Below are 17,595 nucleotides of genomic sequence, written 5' to 3'. Positions count from 1 at the left end.
CGCCCGACGCGACGACCGGCGCCGCCGAGCCGGAGGCCCCCGAGGCGCCGGAGAAACCCGGGAAGCCGCGCCTCGCGACGGCACCGCTGCCGCCCCGGCGGCCGTCCGAATTCGCCGGCCCGGCGCCGACCGCGATCGCGGCGGCGACCCCGACGACCGCGCTCGCCGCTGCCCTCGTCTCGGTGCCGCTGCCTCCGGCGCGACCCGCCTCGATCCACGTCGCCTCCGCCGACGCCGATCCGGCCGTCCTGGGCGCCATGCTCCGCCCGCGCCTCGGCGCGATACCGTCGATCAGCCCGTCCTTCGCGCTGCCGAAGGTCGGCGCCGACGGCAAGACGCAAATCAAGACGCAGATGCGGGCCCCGTTCAACGCCGGCGCCCCGGTCTCGCCGCCTGCCAAGGGGGCTGCGGCCCACCCGCCCGTCCACGTCTCGCAGAAGGTTCAGCGCGGCGCCCCGCCCGCCGGCCTCGTCGTCGCCCCGGCCGGCAAAGTCGCCACCCGCTTCCACCGCGACGCGACCGACGAGACCACGAAGACCGGCAGCTTCAGCGGATCCGCGACCGGCCGGCGCTGACGGCCGGCACGGCCGCCGGACCGAGACGCGGAATCACCCGCGGACCGGCTGGGCCTCACGCCGGATGTCCGCGGGCCCGGCCGAATCCTCGCCGGGCCACACCGCCCGCAGGACGAAGACCCGGATCGCCGAGGACAGGTTCTGCTCGCCCCGCTCGGCGTCGATCCGCCCGACCAGCGCCTGGATCGACAGGCCGCGGGCGGCCGCGAGCCGCCGCAGGGCCTCCCAGAACGCCGCCTCGAGAGAGACGCTGGTGCGGTGGCCGGCGATGACGAGGGAGCGCTTGAGAAGCCCGCCCTCGGGCAGGCGACCCGGCGGCGGGCTGTCCGGGTCCATGCCCGCGAGGTCGTCCTCCGGGGCGGCGCCTCTCGGACCGCCCTCCGGGCTCTTGTCTTTCGAACCGCCCTCCGGGCTCTCGTCGCTCGGACCGCCCTTCGGGCTCATGCCTCGCCGTCGGGCGTCTTCAGCCGGTGGCCTTCATGGCGGGCGGACTCCAGGCTCTTGCGGGCCTCCTCGCGGGTCTTCGCCGCCTTGGGGCGGCCGAAGACGACGCGGTTCTCCGCCGCCTGCGCGTCCTTGGCGGCGCGCTCGCGGGCCTTGCGGACCTGCTTCAGGTTGATGATCTCGGCCATGCCCGATCCTCCGCGCCCCCGTGGTGGAAACGCCCCGCGCGGCGTCCGGCTGCGCGGGGCTCGACGTCAGAGTGGGCCTATTCGGCGCTCGGCGCCAGCATGTCCTCCGGCCGCACCACCGCGTCGAACTGCTCCTCGGTGACGTAGCCGAGGCGCAAGGCCTCCTGCTTCAGGGTGGTGCCGTTCTTGTGCGCGGTCTTGGCGATCTCGGCGGCCTTGTCGTAGCCGATCGAGGGCGCGAGCGCGGTGACGAGCATCAGCGAGCGGCTCATCAGGTCGGCGATGCGGTTTTGGTTCGGCTTGATGCCGACGACGCAGTTGTCGGCGAAGCTCACCGCGGCGTCGGCCAAGAGCCGCACCGATTGCAGCACCGCGTTGGCGATCACCGGCTTGTAGACGTTGAGCTCGAGGTGGCCCTGGCTGCCGGCCATCGACACGGTGGTGCCGTTGCCGATCACTTGGCAGCACACCATCGTCAGCGCCTCGGCCTGGGTCGGGTTGACCTTGCCGGGCATGATCGACGAGCCGGGCTCGTTCTCGGGCAGCGAGATCTCGCCGAGGCCCGAGCGGGGCCCCGAGCCCATCAGCCGGATGTCGTTGGCGATCTTGAACAGGCCGCTCGCCAGCGCGTTGAGCGCGCCTTGCGTGAACACCAGGGCGTCGTGGGTCGCCAGCGCCTCGAACTTGTTCTCGGCCGAGGTGAAGGACAGCCCGGTCAGCTCCGCCACCTTGGCGGCGAACTTCTCGGCGAATTCCGGATGCGCGTTGAGGCCGGTGCCGACCGCGGTGCCGCCCTGCGCCAGCGCCAGCACGCCCGGCAGGGTCGCTCCGACGCGGGCGCCACCGAGCGCCACCTGCGCGGCGTAGCCGGAGAATTCCTGGCCCAGCGTGACCGGGGTCGCGTCCTGCAGATGGGTGCGGCCGATCTTGACGATCTCGGCAAAATCCTTCGCCTTGGCGTCGAGGGCGCCGTGCAGGTGCCGGAGCGCCGGCATCAGCCGGTCGTTGATCTCGCGCGCCACCGCGATGTGCATCGCGGTCGGGAAGACGTCGTTCGAGGACTGGCCGCGGTTGACGTGGTCGTTGGGGTGCACCGGCGACTTGCCGCCGCGCTGGCCGCCGAGACGCTCGTTGGCGAGGCTGCCGATGACCTCGTTGGCGTTCATGTTCGACTGGGTGCCCGAGCCGGTCTGCCAGACCACCAGCGGGAACTCGTCGTCGTAGCGGCCCTCGACCACCTCGGCGGCGGAGGCCGCGATGGCCTCGGCCAGCTTCGGATCGAGCACGCCGAGGTCGCGGTTCACCAGCGCCGCGGCCTGCTTGACGAGGCCCAGCGCGTGGACGAGCGGCGCCGGCATCCGCTCGGTGCCGATGCGGAAGTTCTGGATCGAGCGCTGGGTCTGGGCACCCCAGTAGCGGTGCGCCGGGACTTCGATCGGCCCGAACGTATCGGATTCCGTGCGGGTGGTTGTCTCGGTCGGCGACATCTTGGCCTCTTTGGCGGTGCGAAACGGCGCCTACTTAAGCCATGAGCGGCGATTGCGCGATGCCCCGGCACGCCCCGAATCACGCCACGCTCAAGGAGTCCGTATGACCTCCCCCGCGGCGGCCGTGGCCGCCCCCTTCCGTCCCGCCGTGCCCCGCCCGCGGACCGAGCCGATGGGGCTGTTCAGCTTCCTGCGCGCGGCGCGCGCCAACCCGCTGACCACCTGGTACGAGGAACACTTCGAGAAGCCGATCGTCACCGGCGAGGGGGCGCTCGGCCGCGTCACGGTGGTGAGCGAGCCCTCGGCGATCCGCCACGTGATGGTCGACAACGCCGCCAACTACCGCAAGGACGACCTGCAGCGCCGGGTGCTGGCGCCGGGCCTCGGCAACGGGCTGCTGACCGCGGAGGGCGACGAGTGGCGGTTGCAGCGGCGCACCCTCGCGCCGATCTTCTCGCCCCGCCACGTCGCCCGCTTCGAGGCACCGATGGCGGAGGCCGCCGCCCGCCTCGCCCGCCGGCTCGAGCGCCGGGACGGCCAGAGCGTCGATGCGGGCCTCGAGATGACCCGGGTCACCCTCGACGTTCTGGAACGCACGATCTTCACCCATGGCCTCGCCCGCGAGCCCGACGCGCTCGGGCGCGCGATCACCCGCTACTTCGAGGCGCTCGGGCCGATCGACCCCCTCGACGTGTTCGGCATGCCCGACTGGCTGCCGCGGATCGGCCGGCTCAAGGCGCGGCCGGCCTTGCGCTTCTTCGCCGAGGTCGTGGACGAGCTGATCGAGCGCCGCCGCGCCCTCGTCGCCTCCGGCAAGGAGGCGCCGCACGACCTCCTGACACTCCTTCTCCAGGCGCAGGACCCGGAGACCGGCCGCGGCCTCTCCGACCTCGAGGTGCGGGCCAACATCGTCACCTTCATCGGCGCAGGCCACGAGACCACCGCCAACGCCCTGACCTGGACGCTCTACTGCCTGTCGCAGGACGAGACGGCGCGCGAGGCGGTCGAGGCCGAGATCGACGCGGCCTTCGCCCAAGATTCGGCCCCGGGCCTGGAGGCCCTGCCCCGCACCAAGGCGGCGCTGGAGGAGGCGATGCGCCTGTTTCCGCCGGTGCCGTTCATGAGCCGGCAAGCGCTGGCCGAGGACCGGATCGGCCGGATCAAGATCCCACGCGGCTCGCTGGTGACGGTCGCCCCCTACGTGCTCCACCGCCACCGCCGGCTGTGGGAGGAGCCCGACGCCTTCATCCCCGAGCGTTTCCTGCCGGAGAACCGTGCCCGGATCGACCGCTACGCCTACCTGCCGTTCGGGGCCGGCCCGCGGGTCTGCATCGGCGCGAGCTTCTCGGTGATGGAGGCGACCCTGGTGCTCGCCCACGTCCTGCACGCCGTGCGACTCGACCGGGCGCCGGAGGCCGGGCCGGTGGTGCCGCTGCACCGGGTGACGCTCCGGCCGCAGGACGGCTTGCGGATGCGGGTGACGGCGCGGGGGTGAGGCGCACCCGAGCCAGGCCAAACGCAAAGAGCCGTTCGGAGGCCGCTGAAGACGGCGTCCGAACGGCTCTGATGGTGAAGGCGAAGGGAGCGAGCGGGCCGGAAAGCTACCGGCGGCTCGGCTCAGCTCTTCTTGCGGAACGCGTCCAGGCTGACGACGGATGCACCCTCCTGAGGGGCGTCGGTTCGTTCGGCGGCCTCGTCGGGCTTGGCCTCGCCGCCATCCGTCTCGTCGTTGCCCGCGCCGTCCTTGGCCTTGGCGTCGGCCTTGAGGTCGATCTTCGCGGCCGGCAGGATCTTGGGCACGTTGCTGCCGATCGCCGGGACCTTGGGCAGCGACTCGCTCGGCTCCGAGCCGGCGCCGCGGATCGCCCGCAGGGGCGAGGGAGCCGGGGTCGGGGCCGCGTCCTCGGCGGTCGCGGTGCCGTCGTTCAGCTCGAACTTGAGGCCGAACTGCACCGACGGATCGAAGAAGCCGGTCACCGCCTCGAACGGCACCAGCAGCCGCTCCGGCACACCCGAGAACGACAGCCCAACCTCGAAGGTGTGCTCGGTGACGCCGAGGTCCCAGAACTGGTGCTGGAGGACGATCGTCATGTCCTGCGGGTACTTTTCCCGCAGGCGCTGCGAGACCCGCACGCCAGGATAGTCGGTCCGGAACGAGACGTAGAAATGGTGCTCGCCGGCCAGGCCGTCGCGCGCCGCATCGCCCAGAACCTTGCGCACGACGTTGCGCAGGGCATCCTGCACCAGGAGATCGTAGCGAATCAGATCGTCTGCCATCAACCGTTGCCTGGCGCCGCATCGCTCGCGGGAAGAGAATTCGAAGTGGAGGCTTCTGTTGCCAGGTGCCTCCGAACCCCGCCTATTCGGTGCTACCCGGTAGGACTTCGTTTGGTATTGGGGACCGCTTACGCGGCCACCGCCACCGGAGCAAAGTTGTCGTTGGCAACTATTGCATTGGCCCGATAACGGCGGAACCATGCCGAGCGAAAGCTCAACCTTTACGCCCTCGTCGATCCTATTTCGCCCCCGCCGAAGCCCGAACCGAACGGGCCGTTCCGGGCTTGGGTGGAGGCGCCGGGTACCGCCCCCGGGTCCGATAGGTTTATTCCGAAGAACGTTTATCGCCATAGCCGGCCTCGCGACCGGCAAGGTGAATATAGGGGGTTCCGTGCCGCTTTTGAAGCCCGCCCCGCACCATTCTGCATCCGTTTCGCAAAGCGTGGCTCCGGCGCCCGGAAATGCTCCCCCGAACCCCGACGGCGGACCCCGCCGGGCCTGGGCCGTCGCGGCGGCGATCCTGCGGGCGCTGCTGCTCCAGCTCGCCGCGTTCGGCCTCGTTCTCGGCGCGCTCGCCCTCGCCCGGCGCCTGCCGTCCCCGCCGCCCGGCCTGCTGCCGTTCGCGGACCTGACCGGACCTGAGCGGGCGGCGCTCGCCCTCACGGTGCTGCCGCCTGCCGCCCTGGCGCTCCTCGTCCTGGCCGCCGCCCGGTTCGCCCCGGGGAGGATCGGCTTCGCCCGGCCGGCGCTGCCCCGGCGCGCGGTGCTCCTGCTGATTCTCTGGCCGCCGCTCCAGGTCGCCTGGACGGCGGGGCTCCTGCTCCTGTCGGGGACGATGCCGGTCCGGGCCTGGCGCCTGTCGCCGTTCCTCACCGGCGAGGTCTTCGTGGCCTGGACGCTGTGGCTGGTGGTGCTGGCGCCACTCGCCGAAGAGATGCTGTTTCGCGGCGACCTCTTCTCGCGCCTGCGCGTCCTCCTGCCGCCGGCCGCCACGGTCGCGGTCGGCGCCCTGGTCTTCGGGCTCTGCCACGCCGAGCGCGGCCTGCTCCAGCCGGTCTCGGTCCTGCCGCTCGGGGTGGCGCTCGGCGCGATGCGGCTGTGGACCGGCAGCCTGTGGCCCTGCATCGCGCTCCACGCGCTCAGCAACGGAGCGGTGGTGCTGGCGCGGGTGTGGAGCACCGGCTGAATCCGCCGCCGCGCGTCTCACGCCCGGGCCGGCGACGCGCTATCCTGATCCATCACGCGGCCGGGCCGGGAACCGTTCCTCCACCGACGCATCGACACAGGGGAAGCCTCCCGGGCGCCGCGCGGCTCCCGGGGCCCTCCCTCTCCACGCGGAAGCCCGCCATGCGCCCCTACCACGCCCTCCTCCAGCGCATCCTCGACGACGGCGTCGAGAAGCAGGACCGCACCGGCACCGGCACGCTCTCGGTGTTCGGGCACCAGATGCGGTTCGACCTCGCCGAGGGATTTCCCCTCGTGACGACGAAGCGGCTGCACCTGAAGTCGATCATCCACGAGCTCCTATGGTTCCTCGCCGGCGACACCAACGTCGCCTACCTGCAGGCGAACGGGGTGACGATCTGGGACGAGTGGGCCGACGAGCACGGCGACCTCGGCCCGGTCTACGGCCGGCAGTGGCGATCGTGGGCGAAGCCCGACGGCGGCAGCGTCGACCAGATCGCCTGGGTGCTCGACGAGATCCGCCGCAACCCGGATTCGCGCCGCCTCGTCGTCTCGGCCTGGAACCCGGCCGACCTCGATCGGATGGCGCTCGCGCCCTGCCACTGCCTGTTCCAGTTCTACGTCGCCGACGGCCGGCTCTCGCTCCAGCTCTACCAGCGCTCGGCCGACGTGTTTCTCGGCGTGCCGTTCAACATCGCGTCCTACGCGCTCCTCACCCACATGATGGCGCAGGTGCTCGACCTCACCCCCGGCGACTTCGTCCACACGCTGGGCGACGCGCACCTCTATTCCAACCACGTCGCGCAGGCCCGCGAGCAGCTCTCCCGCGAGATCCGCCCGCTGCCGCGCCTGCACCTCGACCCGTCGGTGCGCTCGCTGTTCGATTACCGCTACGACGACATCGCCATCGAGGGTTACGACCCGCACCCGGCGATCAAGGCGCCGGTGGCCGTCTAGGATGTCCCCTCCCCTCGTCACCCTGATCGCCGCGGTCGCCAGGAACGGCGTCATCGGCCGCGACAACTCGCTGATCTGGCGCCTGCGCAGCGACCTCCGCCGCTTCCGCGCCCTCACCATGGGCAAGCCGGTGGTGATGGGCCGCAAGACCTGGGACTCGATCGGCCGGCCGCTGCCGGGGCGGAGGGTGATCGTGATGACCCGCGATCCCGCCTGGACGGCGCCCGGCGTGGAGCGGGCGACGAGTCTCGACGACGCCCTGCGGCTCGCCGGGCCTGTCGAGGAAGTGATGGTGGCGGGCGGCGGCGAGATCTACGCGCTGGCCATGGCACGGGCCGGCCGCATCCACCTCACCGAGGTCGATACGGCGCCGGACGGAGACGCGCGCTTCCCCGAGATCCCCGCCGATTTCCGCGAGGTCGCGTCCGAGGCCCACCCGGCCGGGCCGGAGGACGAGCACGCCTTCCGGTTCGCGACGCTGGAACGGCACGTCTGAGACGGTCCGGCCATCTCAATTCCCCGGGTGCGGCGATGGTACTCCCGCGGCGGCGCAGGAACCTTGAGAATTGGAGCGGGACCGGAGGTTGCTTTCGCGTGGGGCTCGTCCGATATCGCAAGGGAGCGAGTACCAGAGTGATGCGAGTGCCGTGCGGGACGCGAGAGACAGCGCGGGGCGTGCCGGCCGGGAAAGGACGTGGGCGAGCATGCCTTGGAGCAATCAGAGCGGCGGTAGCGGCGGCGGCGGCAACGGGGGTGGTCCCTGGGGCAACCGCGGCGGCAATGGCGGCGGCCCCTGGGGCGGCGGCTCGGGCGGCGGTGGCGGCGGCGGCCCGTGGGGCGGCGGCGGGGGATCGGGCGGCGGCAACCAGCCGCCGGACCTCGAGGATCTGCTGCGTCGGAGCCAGGACCGCCTGCGCAACCTGATGCCCGGCGGCGGTTCGGTCGGCGCCAAGGGCGCGGCCCTGGCGGTGCTGGTCGTGCTGGCGCTCTGGCTGATGACCGGATGGTATACGGTGCTGCCCAACCAGGTCGGCATCAACACGGTGTTCGGCCGCTACACCGGCCAGTCCGGCGAGGGCCTGCGCTACAACTTCCCCTACCCGATCGGCGCCGTGGTCAAGCCGAATGTCGGCGAGTCGCGCAGCATCCAGATCGGTTACCGCTCGGGCATCGGCGCCCAGCGCTCCCGGGACGTTCCCGAGGAGAGCCTGATGCTGACGGGCGACGACAACATCGTCGACATCGATTTCGACGTGCAGTGGCGCGTCAACCCGGCCAAGGCCGAGGACTTCGTGTTCAACCTGCAGAACCCCGAGGGCACCATCAAGTCGGTGGCCGAGAGCGCGATGCGCGAGGTGGTGGGCCGTCGCCAGATCCAGGCGATCCTAACCACCGAGCAGTCGAGCGTGGCGCAGGAGGTGCAGCAGATCATCCAGAAGGCGCTCGATTCCTACGGCGCCGGCGTGCTGATCAACGTGGTCCAGCTCCAGGGCGTGAGCCCGCCCGTCGAGGTGCGCCAGGCCTTCGTCGACGTGAACGCGGCCCAGCAGGACGCGGCCCGCGCCCGCAACGAGGCCGAGACCTATGCCAGCCGGATGGTGCCGGAGGCCCGCGGCCGCGCCGCGCAGGCAGTGCAGCAGGCCGAGGCGTTCAAGTCCCAGGCCACCGCCGAGGCGACCGGCCAGGCCCAGCGCTTCCGCGAGGTCTACGAATCCTACAAGCTCGCGCCCGCGGTCTCCCGCGAGCGCATGTTCCTCGACACGATGGAGAAGGTTCTGGGCGGCGTGAACAAGGTGATCATCGACCAGGGCGCCACGGCGGGCGCCGGCGCTGCCGCCGCCGGCGTGGTGCCGGTCCTGCCGCTGCAGGAATTCGCCACCCGTCCCGGCACCTCGGCCCAGGGGAGCGCCCGATGAACGGCAACGCCCTCCGCACCGGCCTCGTCGTCCTCGGCGCCCTCGTCCTGGTGGTGATCTACGCCTCGGCCTTCACGGTCGGGCAGACCCAGCAGGCCCTGGTGCTGCAGTTCGGCCGGGTGCGCACCGTGCTGAACCAGGCCGGCACCGACAAGCCGGGCCTGTACTTCAAGGTGCCGTTCCTCGAGAGCGTCACGATGTTCGAGAAGCGGCTGCTCGACCTCGACCTGCCGGTGCAGACCGTGCTGTCGGCCGACCGCCAGAACCTCGAGGTCGACGCCTTCGCCCGCTACAAGATCATCGATCCGCTGCGCTTCTACCAGGCGGTGAACAACATCCAGGTCGCCAACCAGCGCCTGGGCAGCTTCACCAACGCGGCGATGCGCAACGTGCTCGCCAGCGCCTCGCGGGACGCCATCGTGCGCACCCAGCGCGAGGCCCTGATGAACCGCATCCAGGAAGAGGTGAACCGGCAGGCGAAGAACCTCGGCATCGAGATCGTCGACCTGCGCCTGACCCGCGTCGACCTGCCGGCGGCGAACTCGCAGGCGGTCTACCAGCGGATGCGCACCGAGCGCGAGCGCGAGGCGGCGGACCTGCGCGCCAACGGCGCCCAGGTGGCGGCGACCATCAAGGCGCGGGCCGACCGCGACGTGACGGTCCTGCTCGCCGAGGCCAACCAGAAGGCGGACCAGCTCCGCGGCCAGGGCGAGGCGGACCGCAACCGCATCCTCGCCGAGGCCTTCGGCCAGGATCCGGACTTCTTCGCCTTCTATCGCTCGATGCAGGCCTACGAGAAGGGCCTGACCGGGCCCGACACGCGGCTGGTGATCAGCCCCGGCTCGGAGTTCTTCCGCTACTTCAACGACCCGCAGGGCCGGGCCCGGCCCGCCCCGGCTCAAGCCCCGGCACAAGCCGGCCAGTGATCGGCCGGAGCCCCGCACGGGACCGGCTCGACCTGTGACGACATCCAGCGCCCCGCCTCGGCGGGGCGCATTTGCGTGTGACGGCGGCCGTACGGGCCGGCCGGGCGGCGGAGACGACACGAAGATGCGACCGCAGGGGGAAACGGAAGGGGCGCGACGCGCCTTGGGGAAACCGTGAAGGACCTCGCCGCGGCGCTCGGCCTCGCGCTCGCCATCGAGGGCCTGCTCTGCGCCGCCTTCCCGGGGGCGATGCGCCGGGCGATGCAGGAAGCCTCGCAATCCCCGATGGAGCGGATGCGCCTCGTCGGCCTCGTCTCGGCGGTGGCGGGCGTCGTCGTGGTCGGCGTGGTGCGCCTGCTCTTCGGCTGAGTTGTCGCGGGACTTGAACCGTTCCGCCGGGAGACGATCTTAAGGCACGCTCCCGGCTCCGCGCCGGGGCTGCCCGGGCCGCGCGAGCGGGACCGACGCGTCCCTGCGCCGGCCCGTGCCGTGACACCCTTGACGCCTATTGCCCAACGAGGTTCCCAAGATGGCCGCTTCCTCGCGCCGTAACTCCGCCTTCGCGAGACGGCGCCTGCCCGCCCTCGCCGGTGCGCTCCTGGCGCTCTCCGTCGGCACCGCGTCGCTGCCCGGCGTCGCCTTGGCCAAGGGGCCGGAATCGCTGGCCGACCTCGCCGACCAGGTGACGGATGCGGTGGTCAACATCTCGGCCTCGACCACCGTGGAGGCGCGCGGCCGTACCCTGCCGCAGCTGCCCCAGGGCACCCCGTTCGAGGACCTGTTCGAGGAGTTCTTCAACCGCCGCGGCCAGGGCGGCGGCGGCGGGGCCGAGAGCCAGCCGCGCGCGCCGCGCCGCTCGAACTCGCTCGGCTCGGGCTTCATCATCGACTCGTCCGGCATCGTCGTCACCAACAACCACGTCATCGGCGACGCCAACGACATCCAGGTGATCCTGCACGACGGCCGCAAGCTAAAGGCCGAGATCATCGGCAAGGATTCGAAGATCGACCTCGCGGTGCTGCGGGTGAAGCCCGATCCCGACCGGCCGCTGAAGTCCGTCCCGCTCGGCGATTCCGAGAAGATGCGCCCGGGCGACTGGGTGATCGCGATCGGCAACCCGTTCGGGTTGGGCGGCTCGGTCTCGGCCGGCATCGTCTCGGCGCGCGGCCGCAACATCGAGTCGGGCCCCTACGACAACTACATCCAGACCGACGCGGCCATCAACAAGGGCAACTCGGGCGGTCCGCTGTTCAACATGAACGGCGAGGTGATCGGCATCAACACCGCGATCCTGTCGCCGACCGGCGGCTCGGTCGGCATCGGCTTTGCCGTCCCCACCGCCACCGCCGGCCCGGTGATCGACCAGCTGCGGCAGTTCGGCGAGGTGCGCCGCGGCTGGCTCGGCGTGCGGATCCAGAACGTCGACGACACCACCGCGGAGGCGCTCGGCCTCAAGGGCGGCGGCCGCGGCGCGCTGATCGCCGGCGTCGACGACAAGGGCCCGGCCCGCACCGCCGGCCTCGAGGTCGGCGACGTGATCACCAAGTTCAACGGCGTCGACGTCAAGAGCTCGAGCGACCTGCCCCGCATCGTCGCCTCGACCCCGGTCGGCAAGGTCGTGGACGTGACCACGATCCGCAAGGGCCAGGAGCAGACCAAGCAGGTCACGCTCGGCCGCCTGGAGGATGGCGACAAGCCGCAGCAGCAGGCCGCCCTCAGCAAGCCGCAGCCCGACGCCGACGTCACCCGTCAGGCGCTCGGCCTGAACCTCTCGGGCCTGTCCGACGAGGGACGCAAGCGCTTCGGCGTCAAGGACAGCGTCAAGGGCGTGCTGGTCACCCGGGTCGACCCGAACTCCAACGCCGCCGACAAGCGCATCCAGCCCGGCGACGTGATCGTCGAGGTCGGCCAGGAGGCGGTGACCTCGCCCACCGACGTCACCCGGCGCATCGACCAGATCAAGAAGGACGGCCGCAAGTCGGCGCTGCTTCTCGTCGCCAACAAGGACGGCGAGGTGCGGTTCGTGGCGCTCAGCCTCGAGTAGCGGTGAGGGCGGCGGGCCCCCGTGCCCGCCGAACGCACGGCGCGTCCCGGCCTCGCTCCCGCCCGGCCGGACCGCCCCCTCCTCCCGTCTCGCAGACACGGAAAAGCCCGGGATCGCCCCCTCCCCGCAGGAAGGGACGATCCCGGGCTTTGCTGCGACCGGGGCCGTTCGCGCCGCCGGGCGAAGGCTCAGAAAATCAGGTCGCCGCGCGGGCCCGGACGGTGGCCTTCTTCGCCCGCGGCTTCGGGGCGGGCTTGGCGGCGACGACGGCCTCGGCCTCCGCCTCGCGGGCGAGGCGCAGGGCCTTCAGGCGGGCGGTGTTGTCGTCGCGGTTGCGTTCGGCGCTGGCGAGGTCGGCCCAGGCCTGCGCTGCCATCTCGGCCTGCATCTGGGCCCGAGCCGCGCGGGTCTCGGCCTGTCCGCGCGCAGTGCTGTCTTGGGTCGCCATGACGTCATCCCTCGTACGGGGCGCGGGCGAGCCGCGACCCCGGGGGGCGGCCGGGCCGAACGGGCCGCCGGGTGCGGCTCGCCCCCGGGCGCCACTTGGACATATGGGGCGCGGCCGCGATTTGTCACGCCGGCGCGCCGATTCGCCCCGGCGAGGACTGACAGCCGATCTTGCCCGGGCGGGGCCGCAGGCCGCGGGCTAATGGAGGCTCGGCGCGTCGGCCAAGGGTGCGTCGGCGGCCAGCGCCTCCGCGAAAGGGAATTCCAGCACCACCTCGCCGGCCTCGTCGGTCACCACCAGGATGGCGGCAAGCAGCCGGTCCTGGTTGCCGGATTGCGCCATCTTCGGATCCTGTACCATCGCGTGGATGATCGCGCGCGACGCCTCCCAGGCATGATCGGGATCGCGCAGCTCCTCGCCGTTCAGATCGGTGATGACGTCTTCGCCGATCTGCGTATTGAAGAAGTATCGCGGCATGGCTGATCCTGTCGTCTGCATCCGTCCTCTTCCTGCCCGGTCCGCTCCGCCGGCACCACCCCCCCGTCCGGTGGTGCAATGCCGAGCCGGGGCCGGGCCGCCGCGCGACCGGCCGGCCGGCGGACCCGTTCCGATCTCGCAAACGCAAAAATAATCCTCGTCCGAAAAGGGGGGCCGCTGCGATCGTAAGTCGGTGATCCGGCCACTTGCACGGAGCCTGCGATTCAGGTTTGCTGTGGTTCGGGAATCCGGCGGAACGCTAGGTCATCGAATACCGGCGTCGCTCGGCCCTCCCGTGGGAGCCCGAAACGTCCGATGTTGTGGCGCATCGTCAACTGGAGCCGCAAGGCCAGCCCGCCCGCTCTCATCGGGGGGTTCGACCCGGCCTATTACCTCCGCAAGAACCCGGACGTGGCGGCCGAGGGCTGCGACCCGTTCGAGCATTACCTGTATTTCGGCTGGCGCGAGGGGCGGGACCCCTCCGCCGAGTTCAGCACCAGCGGCTACCTCTCGGCCAACCCGGACGTGGCGCGGGCCGGCGTGAACCCGCTGCTGCATTACCGCGAGCACGGCCTGATGGAGCGCCGCCGCGGCTGGCAGAAGGCGGGCATGCTCTGACCGCCGGAGAGCCGCGCCCGGGGCCTCAGCTGCCCCGGTAGGTGCTGTAGGAATAGGGCGCGATCAGCAGGGGGACGTGGTAGTGGTCGAGGCCCGGCCGGACCACGAAGCGCACGGGCACGTCGTCCAGGAAGTCGCTGGCCCCGGCATCGCCGACACCCGCGAAATACGCACCGACCGCGAAGACCAGCTCGTAGATGCCCGGCTGCAGGGCCGGGCCGGCCAGAAGCGGCGCATCGCAGCGCCCGTCGGCGTTGGTGACGGTGCGGGCGACCTCCTCCCGGCTGCCCTCGGCGAGGCGCCAGAGCCCGACCGCGACGCCCGCGGCCGGGCGGCCATGGGCGGTGTCGAGCACGTGGGTGGTCAGGCGCGGCGTCTCGGGCGACATGTCGGGGCCTCCGTCTCGGGCTCGTTCGGGGTGCCCGAGGCCTGCCCGGCGGTCAAGCACGGCTTGACCGGGCCGCGGCCGGGCCCGAGCATGGCCGCCCTCCCCGCCGGAGCCCCGCATGGCCACGCTTCTCCTGCGCAACGCCGCGCGCGTCGTCACCATGGACGCCGACCGGCGCGAGGTCGCCGACGGGTTCGTGCTGATCGAGGACAACCGGATCGTCGCGGTCGGCGGCCCGGAGGCGCTGCCCGAGGGCGCCGACGCGGTGATCGACCTGCCCGGCCACGTCCTGATGCCCGGCCTCGTCAACACCCACCACCACATGTTCCAGTCGCTCACCCGCGCCGTGCCGGCGGCGCAGGACGCCGACCTGTTCGGCTGGCTGAAGGCGCTCTACCCGATCTGGGCCCGGCTCACGCCCGAGATGGTGCGGGTGTCGACGCAGGTCGCGATGGCCGAACTGATGCTGTCGGGCTGCACCACGTCGAGCGACCACCTCTACCTCTATCCCAACGGCTGCCGCCTCGACGACAGCATCGAAGCGGCGGATGAGATCGGCCTGCGCTTCCACGCCGCCCGCGGGGCGATGAGCCTCGGCGAGAGTGCCGGCGGCCTGCCGCCCGACGCCCTGGTCGAGGACGAGGCCGCGATCCTCGCCGACACCCGCCGGTTGATCGAGACCTGGCACGACCCCGCGCGCTACGCGATGCGCCGGATCGTGGTGGCGCCGTGCTCGCCCTTCTCGGTCGGCGAGGGCCTGATGCGGGATGCCGCCGCCCTCGCCCGGTCCTACGGGGTGTCGCTCCACACCCATCTCGCCGAGAACCAGGACGACGTCGCGTATAGCCGCGAACGATTCGGGAAGACGCCGGCCGAGTACGCCGCCGATCTCGGCTGGGTCGGGCCGGACGTCTGGCACGCCCACTGCGTCAAGCTCGACGAGGACGGGATCCGGCTGTTTGCCCGCACCGGGACCGGGGTGGCGCATTGCCCGTGCTCGAACATGCGGCTCGCCTCCGGCATCGCCCCGGTGCCGCGGATGCGCTGCGAGGGCGTGCCCGTCGGCCTCGGCGTCGACGGCTCGGCCTCGAACGATGCCGGCCACCTGCTCGGCGAGGCGCGCCAGGCGATGCTGCTCGCCCGCGTCGGCCACGGCCCCGCCGCGATGACCGCCCGGGAGGCCCTGGAGATCGCGACGCTCGGCGGCGCCAAGGTGCTCGGGCGCGACGATATTGGAGCGTTGAAACCCGGCATGGCCGCCGATTGCGTCGCCTTCGACCTGCGGGGGCTGTCCTCCGCCGGCGCCCTGCACGATCCGGTCGGGGCGCTGGTGTTCTGCGCACCGCCCGCGGTGGCGCTGAGCGTGATCAACGGGCGGATCGTGGTGCGGGACGGCCAGTTGCTGACGCTGGAGACCGAGCGGCTGGCGGAGCGGCACAATGGTCTCAGCCGGCGATTGGTGAACGGCGATTAGGCGCCCGGGTCGAGCGCCCAATCCACCGCCGCCTCGGCGTGGAGCGCCGTCGTGTCGAACAGCGGCACCGGGCTGTCCTCCGGCCGCACCAGCAGCATGATTTCCGTGCAGCCGAGGATGACGGCTTGCGCGCCCCGCGCGACCAGCCGAGCGATGACCGCCCGGTAGGCCTCGCGCGAGGCCGGCAACACCCGTCCCTGGACCAGTTCCTCGTAGATCACCCGGTGCACCTGCGCCCGGTCCCCGGCCTCGGGCACCAGAACTTCGAGGCCGTGGCGCGTCGCGAGGCGGCCCTTGTAGAAGTCCTGCTCCATGGTGAAGGCGGTGCCGAGCAGGCCCACCCGGGACAGGCCGGCGGCGCGGATGCGCTCCGCCGTCGGGTCGGCGATGTGCAGCAAGGGCAGGCCGATCGCGGCCTGCACCTCGTCGGCCATGCGGTGCATGGTGTTGGTGCAGATCACCACGATATCGGCCCCGCCCCGCTCCAGCCGCCGGGCGGCATCGATCAGGGCGGCGGTCGCCTCGTCCCAGCGCCCGGCATGCTGCAACGCTTCGATCTCGCCGAAGTCGAACGACCACATCAGGCAGCGCGCCGAGCGCAAGGACCCGAGGCGGGCCCGCACCGTCTCATTGACGATGCGATAGTACTCGGCCGAGCTCTCCCAGCTCATCCCGCCGATCAGGCCGATGACCTTCTGCTGCACCTCGGGGCCCCTCCCGGTCGACGATGCGCCGCGGGCCGTCCACCGCCGGTCGTCCCGGCGGCGGAACCCACGCCGTCCTACTTCGCCAAAGCCGTCAGGATCCGCGCCCAGGAGCGCGTGCCCTTGTGGAAGCTCTGCAGGTCGTACTTCTCGTTCGGCGAGTGCACCCGGTCGTCGTCGAGACCGAAGCCGACGAGGAGCGTGTCGAGGCCGAGGGTGCGCTTGAAGTCGCCGACGATCGGGATCGAGCCGCCCGAGCCGATGGTCACCGGGGGCCGGCCCCATTCCTCGGCGAGCGCGCCCTTGGCGGCCTCCAGGGCCGGCATGCCGTGGGGGAGCGCCAGCGCCCGCGAGCCCTTGTGGGTGATCACCTCGACCGAGCAATCGGCCGGGATGCGGGCCACGACGAAGGCGCGGAAGTTGCGGTCGAGCGCCTCCGGGTCCTGGTCGCCGACGAGGCGGAACGAGATCTTGGCGCTGGCCTTCGCGGCGATCACCGTCTTGGTGCCCTCGCCGGTATAGCCGCCGATGATGCCGTTGGCGTCGCAGGTCGGGCGGGACTGGATCTGCTCGATCAGCATCCGGTCGCGCTCGCCGGCGGGCGTATTCAGGCCGACGGTGCCGAGGAAGTTCTCGGGGGTCAGGTCGAGGCCGCGCCACTGCTCCAGCACGTCGTCCGGCGTGTCGTGCACGCCGTCGTAGAAGCCCGGCACGGTCACCCGGCCCTGGTCGTCGTGCAGGTCGGCGATGATGCGCGAGAGCACCCGGATCGGGTTGGCGGCCGCGCCCCCGAACAGGCCCGAATGCAGGTCGCGGTCGGCGCACGCGACCGTGACCTCGAAATAGGCCAGCCCCCGCAGCGACGAGGTGATGGCCGGGGTGTCGCGGTCCCACATCCCGGTGTCGCAGACGAGCGCCACGTCGGCCTTCAGCTCGTCGCGGTTCTGCGCGACCCATTCGGGCAGGAACTTCGAGCCGTCCTCCTCCGCGCCCTCGATCAGCAGGGTGACGCCGACCGGCAGCTCGCCGTCGATCGCCTTGAAGGCCCGGCAGGCCTCGACGAAGGTCATGACCTGGCCCTTGTCGTCGCAGGCGCCGCGCGCGCTGATCACCTGGCGGCCGTCCGCCAGGGTCGCCATCCGCGGCTCGAAGGGCGGCGTCTCCCACTCGTCCAGGGGATCGACCGGCTGCACGTCGTAATGGCCGTAGAACAGGACGTGCGGCGCGCCGGGCTTGGCGTAATGCGCAAGCACCACCGGGTGGCCGCCAGTCTCGCGCAACGAGGCCGCAAAGCCCATGGCGGCGAGGTCGCCCTTCAACCACTCCGCCGCCTTCCGGCACTCCGCGGCATAGGCCGGATCGGTCGAGATCGACGGGATGCGCAGGAAGGCGAACAGCCGCTCCAGGGAATTGTCGAGGTCGCGGTCGATGTCGTCGAGGATCCGGTCAAGCGCGGCCATGCGGTGTCTCCGGTCTTTATCAGGGCC

General features: G+C 71.7%; 19 protein-coding genes, 1 other RNA gene and 1 pseudogene. 11 read left to right on the top strand and 10 right to left on the bottom strand.

Translation table 11 applies throughout. The features are described from left to right. Positions 1–575, top strand: a pseudogene (locus HPY23_RS30205) (hypothetical protein); the annotation flags it as partial. A gap of 33 nt (positions 576–608) precedes the next feature. Here the strand turns inward: HPY23_RS30205 and HPY23_RS30200 are convergent. From HPY23_RS30200 to fumC, 3 genes are all read right to left on the bottom strand, one after another. Continuing rightward, complete coding sequence (locus HPY23_RS30200) at positions 609–911, bottom strand: ribbon-helix-helix domain-containing protein (protein WP_060850935.1); 303 nt, start codon at positions 909–911, stop codon at positions 609–611. Between the two features lie 104 nt (positions 912–1,015). Next, positions 1,016–1,207, bottom strand: coding sequence for a DUF4169 family protein (locus HPY23_RS30195; RefSeq protein WP_060850660.1), 192 nt, complete (start codon positions 1,205–1,207; stop codon positions 1,016–1,018). Positions 1,208–1,284: 77 nt separating this feature from the next. After that, a complete protein-coding gene (fumC, locus tag HPY23_RS30190) occupies positions 1,285–2,694 on the bottom strand; it encodes a class II fumarate hydratase (protein WP_091889345.1) in 1,410 nt (469 codons plus the stop codon). Between the two features lie 103 nt (positions 2,695–2,797). Here fumC and HPY23_RS30185 point away from each other — a divergent pair, with 103 nt between their 5' ends. Continuing rightward, the gene (locus tag HPY23_RS30185; RefSeq protein WP_091889347.1) at positions 2,798–4,189 is read left to right on the top strand and encodes a cytochrome P450; all 1,392 of its coding nucleotides are present in this window, start codon (positions 2,798–2,800) and stop codon (positions 4,187–4,189) included. Positions 4,190–4,311: 122 nt separating this feature from the next. On the opposite strand, the gene HPY23_RS30180 is transcribed toward HPY23_RS30185, so the two are convergent. Further along, positions 4,312–4,971 carry an SspB family protein gene (locus HPY23_RS30180; RefSeq protein ID WP_060850663.1) on the bottom strand — a complete coding sequence of 220 codons (660 nt, stop codon included), beginning with the start codon at positions 4,969–4,971 and terminating at the stop codon, positions 4,312–4,314. Between the two features lie 44 nt (positions 4,972–5,015). Next, positions 5,016–5,380, bottom strand: a transfer-messenger RNA (tmRNA) gene (ssrA, locus tag HPY23_RS30175). A 33-nt stretch (positions 5,381–5,413) separates the two neighbouring features. Here ssrA and HPY23_RS33950 point away from each other — a divergent pair. The 7 genes from HPY23_RS33950 to HPY23_RS30140 all read left to right on the top strand — a co-directional run bounded on the left by HPY23_RS33950 (position 5,414) and on the right by HPY23_RS30140 (position 11,999). Beyond that, the gene (locus tag HPY23_RS33950; RefSeq protein ID WP_091889349.1) at positions 5,414–6,157 is read left to right on the top strand and encodes a CPBP family intramembrane glutamic endopeptidase; all 744 of its coding nucleotides are present in this window, start codon (positions 5,414–5,416) and stop codon (positions 6,155–6,157) included. A gap of 161 nt (positions 6,158–6,318) precedes the next feature. Beyond that, a complete protein-coding gene (locus HPY23_RS30165; RefSeq protein ID WP_091889351.1) occupies positions 6,319–7,113 on the top strand; it encodes a thymidylate synthase in 795 nt (264 codons plus the stop codon). 1 nt (position 7,114) lies between these two features. Then, entirely contained in the window at positions 7,115–7,609 is a 495-nt protein-coding gene (locus tag HPY23_RS30160; protein WP_060850666.1) for a dihydrofolate reductase, read from the top strand. A 208-nt stretch (positions 7,610–7,817) separates the two neighbouring features. Next, positions 7,818–9,029, top strand: coding sequence for an FtsH protease activity modulator HflK (hflK, locus tag HPY23_RS30155; RefSeq protein WP_060850667.1), 1,212 nt, complete (start codon positions 7,818–7,820; stop codon positions 9,027–9,029). Then, positions 9,026–9,955, top strand: coding sequence for a protease modulator HflC (gene hflC / locus HPY23_RS30150; RefSeq protein WP_091889353.1), 930 nt, complete (start codon positions 9,026–9,028; stop codon positions 9,953–9,955). Before hflK ends, hflC begins: the two co-directional genes overlap by 4 nt. A 174-nt stretch (positions 9,956–10,129) precedes the next feature. Beyond that, positions 10,130–10,324 (top strand): DUF2065 family protein, encoded by a 195-nt coding sequence (locus HPY23_RS30145; RefSeq protein WP_060850669.1) that lies wholly within the window; start codon positions 10,130–10,132, stop codon positions 10,322–10,324. Positions 10,325–10,484: 160 nt separating this feature from the next. Continuing rightward, positions 10,485–11,999 (top strand): Do family serine endopeptidase, encoded by a 1,515-nt coding sequence (locus tag HPY23_RS30140; RefSeq protein WP_091889355.1) that lies wholly within the window; start codon positions 10,485–10,487, stop codon positions 11,997–11,999. A 196-nt stretch (positions 12,000–12,195) separates the two neighbouring features. Here the strand turns inward: HPY23_RS30140 and HPY23_RS30135 are convergent, their stop codons facing one another. After that, positions 12,196–12,447 carry a hypothetical protein gene (locus HPY23_RS30135; RefSeq protein WP_060850671.1) on the bottom strand — a complete coding sequence of 84 codons (252 nt, stop codon included), beginning with the start codon at positions 12,445–12,447 and terminating at the stop codon, positions 12,196–12,198. Between the two features lie 198 nt (positions 12,448–12,645). Next, positions 12,646–12,924 (bottom strand): DUF6894 family protein, encoded by a 279-nt coding sequence (locus HPY23_RS30130; protein ID WP_060850672.1) that lies wholly within the window; start codon positions 12,922–12,924, stop codon positions 12,646–12,648. A gap of 315 nt (positions 12,925–13,239) precedes the next feature. On the opposite strand from HPY23_RS30130, the gene HPY23_RS30125 reads away from it, so the two are divergent. Next, positions 13,240–13,542 (top strand): hypothetical protein, encoded by a 303-nt coding sequence (locus HPY23_RS30125; protein WP_060850673.1) that lies wholly within the window; start codon positions 13,240–13,242, stop codon positions 13,540–13,542. A gap of 25 nt (positions 13,543–13,567) precedes the next feature. Here HPY23_RS30125 and uraH read toward each other — a convergent pair whose 3' ends face one another. Continuing rightward, a complete protein-coding gene (gene uraH / locus HPY23_RS30120) occupies positions 13,568–13,930 on the bottom strand; it encodes a hydroxyisourate hydrolase (protein ID WP_060850674.1) in 363 nt (120 codons plus the stop codon). Between the two features lie 118 nt (positions 13,931–14,048). On the opposite strand from uraH, the gene HPY23_RS30115 reads away from it, so the two are divergent. After that, entirely contained in the window at positions 14,049–15,404 is a 1,356-nt protein-coding gene (locus tag HPY23_RS30115) for an 8-oxoguanine deaminase (protein ID WP_091889357.1), read from the top strand. Here HPY23_RS30115 and HPY23_RS30110 read toward each other — a convergent pair. Further along, positions 15,401–16,108: an aspartate/glutamate racemase family protein gene (locus tag HPY23_RS30110; RefSeq protein WP_280142909.1), complete on the bottom strand. Its 708-nt coding sequence runs from the start codon at positions 16,106–16,108 to the stop codon at positions 15,401–15,403. The two genes, HPY23_RS30115 and HPY23_RS30110, sit on opposite strands and share 4 nt — an antisense overlap. A 77-nt stretch (positions 16,109–16,185) precedes the next feature. Beyond that, positions 16,186–17,568: a M20/M25/M40 family metallo-hydrolase gene (locus HPY23_RS30105; RefSeq protein WP_091889360.1), complete on the bottom strand. Its 1,383-nt coding sequence runs from the start codon at positions 17,566–17,568 to the stop codon at positions 16,186–16,188. Positions 17,569–17,595 lie beyond the last annotated feature (27 nt).

Origin of the sequence: Methylobacterium ajmalii, assembly GCF_016613415.1 — a bacterium.
In the GTDB taxonomy this organism is placed as follows: Bacteria; Pseudomonadota; Alphaproteobacteria; order Rhizobiales; family Beijerinckiaceae; genus Methylobacterium; species Methylobacterium ajmalii.
The sequence above is the reverse complement of the archived record's forward strand: the minus strand, read 5'-3'. Positions and strand labels throughout refer to the sequence as shown.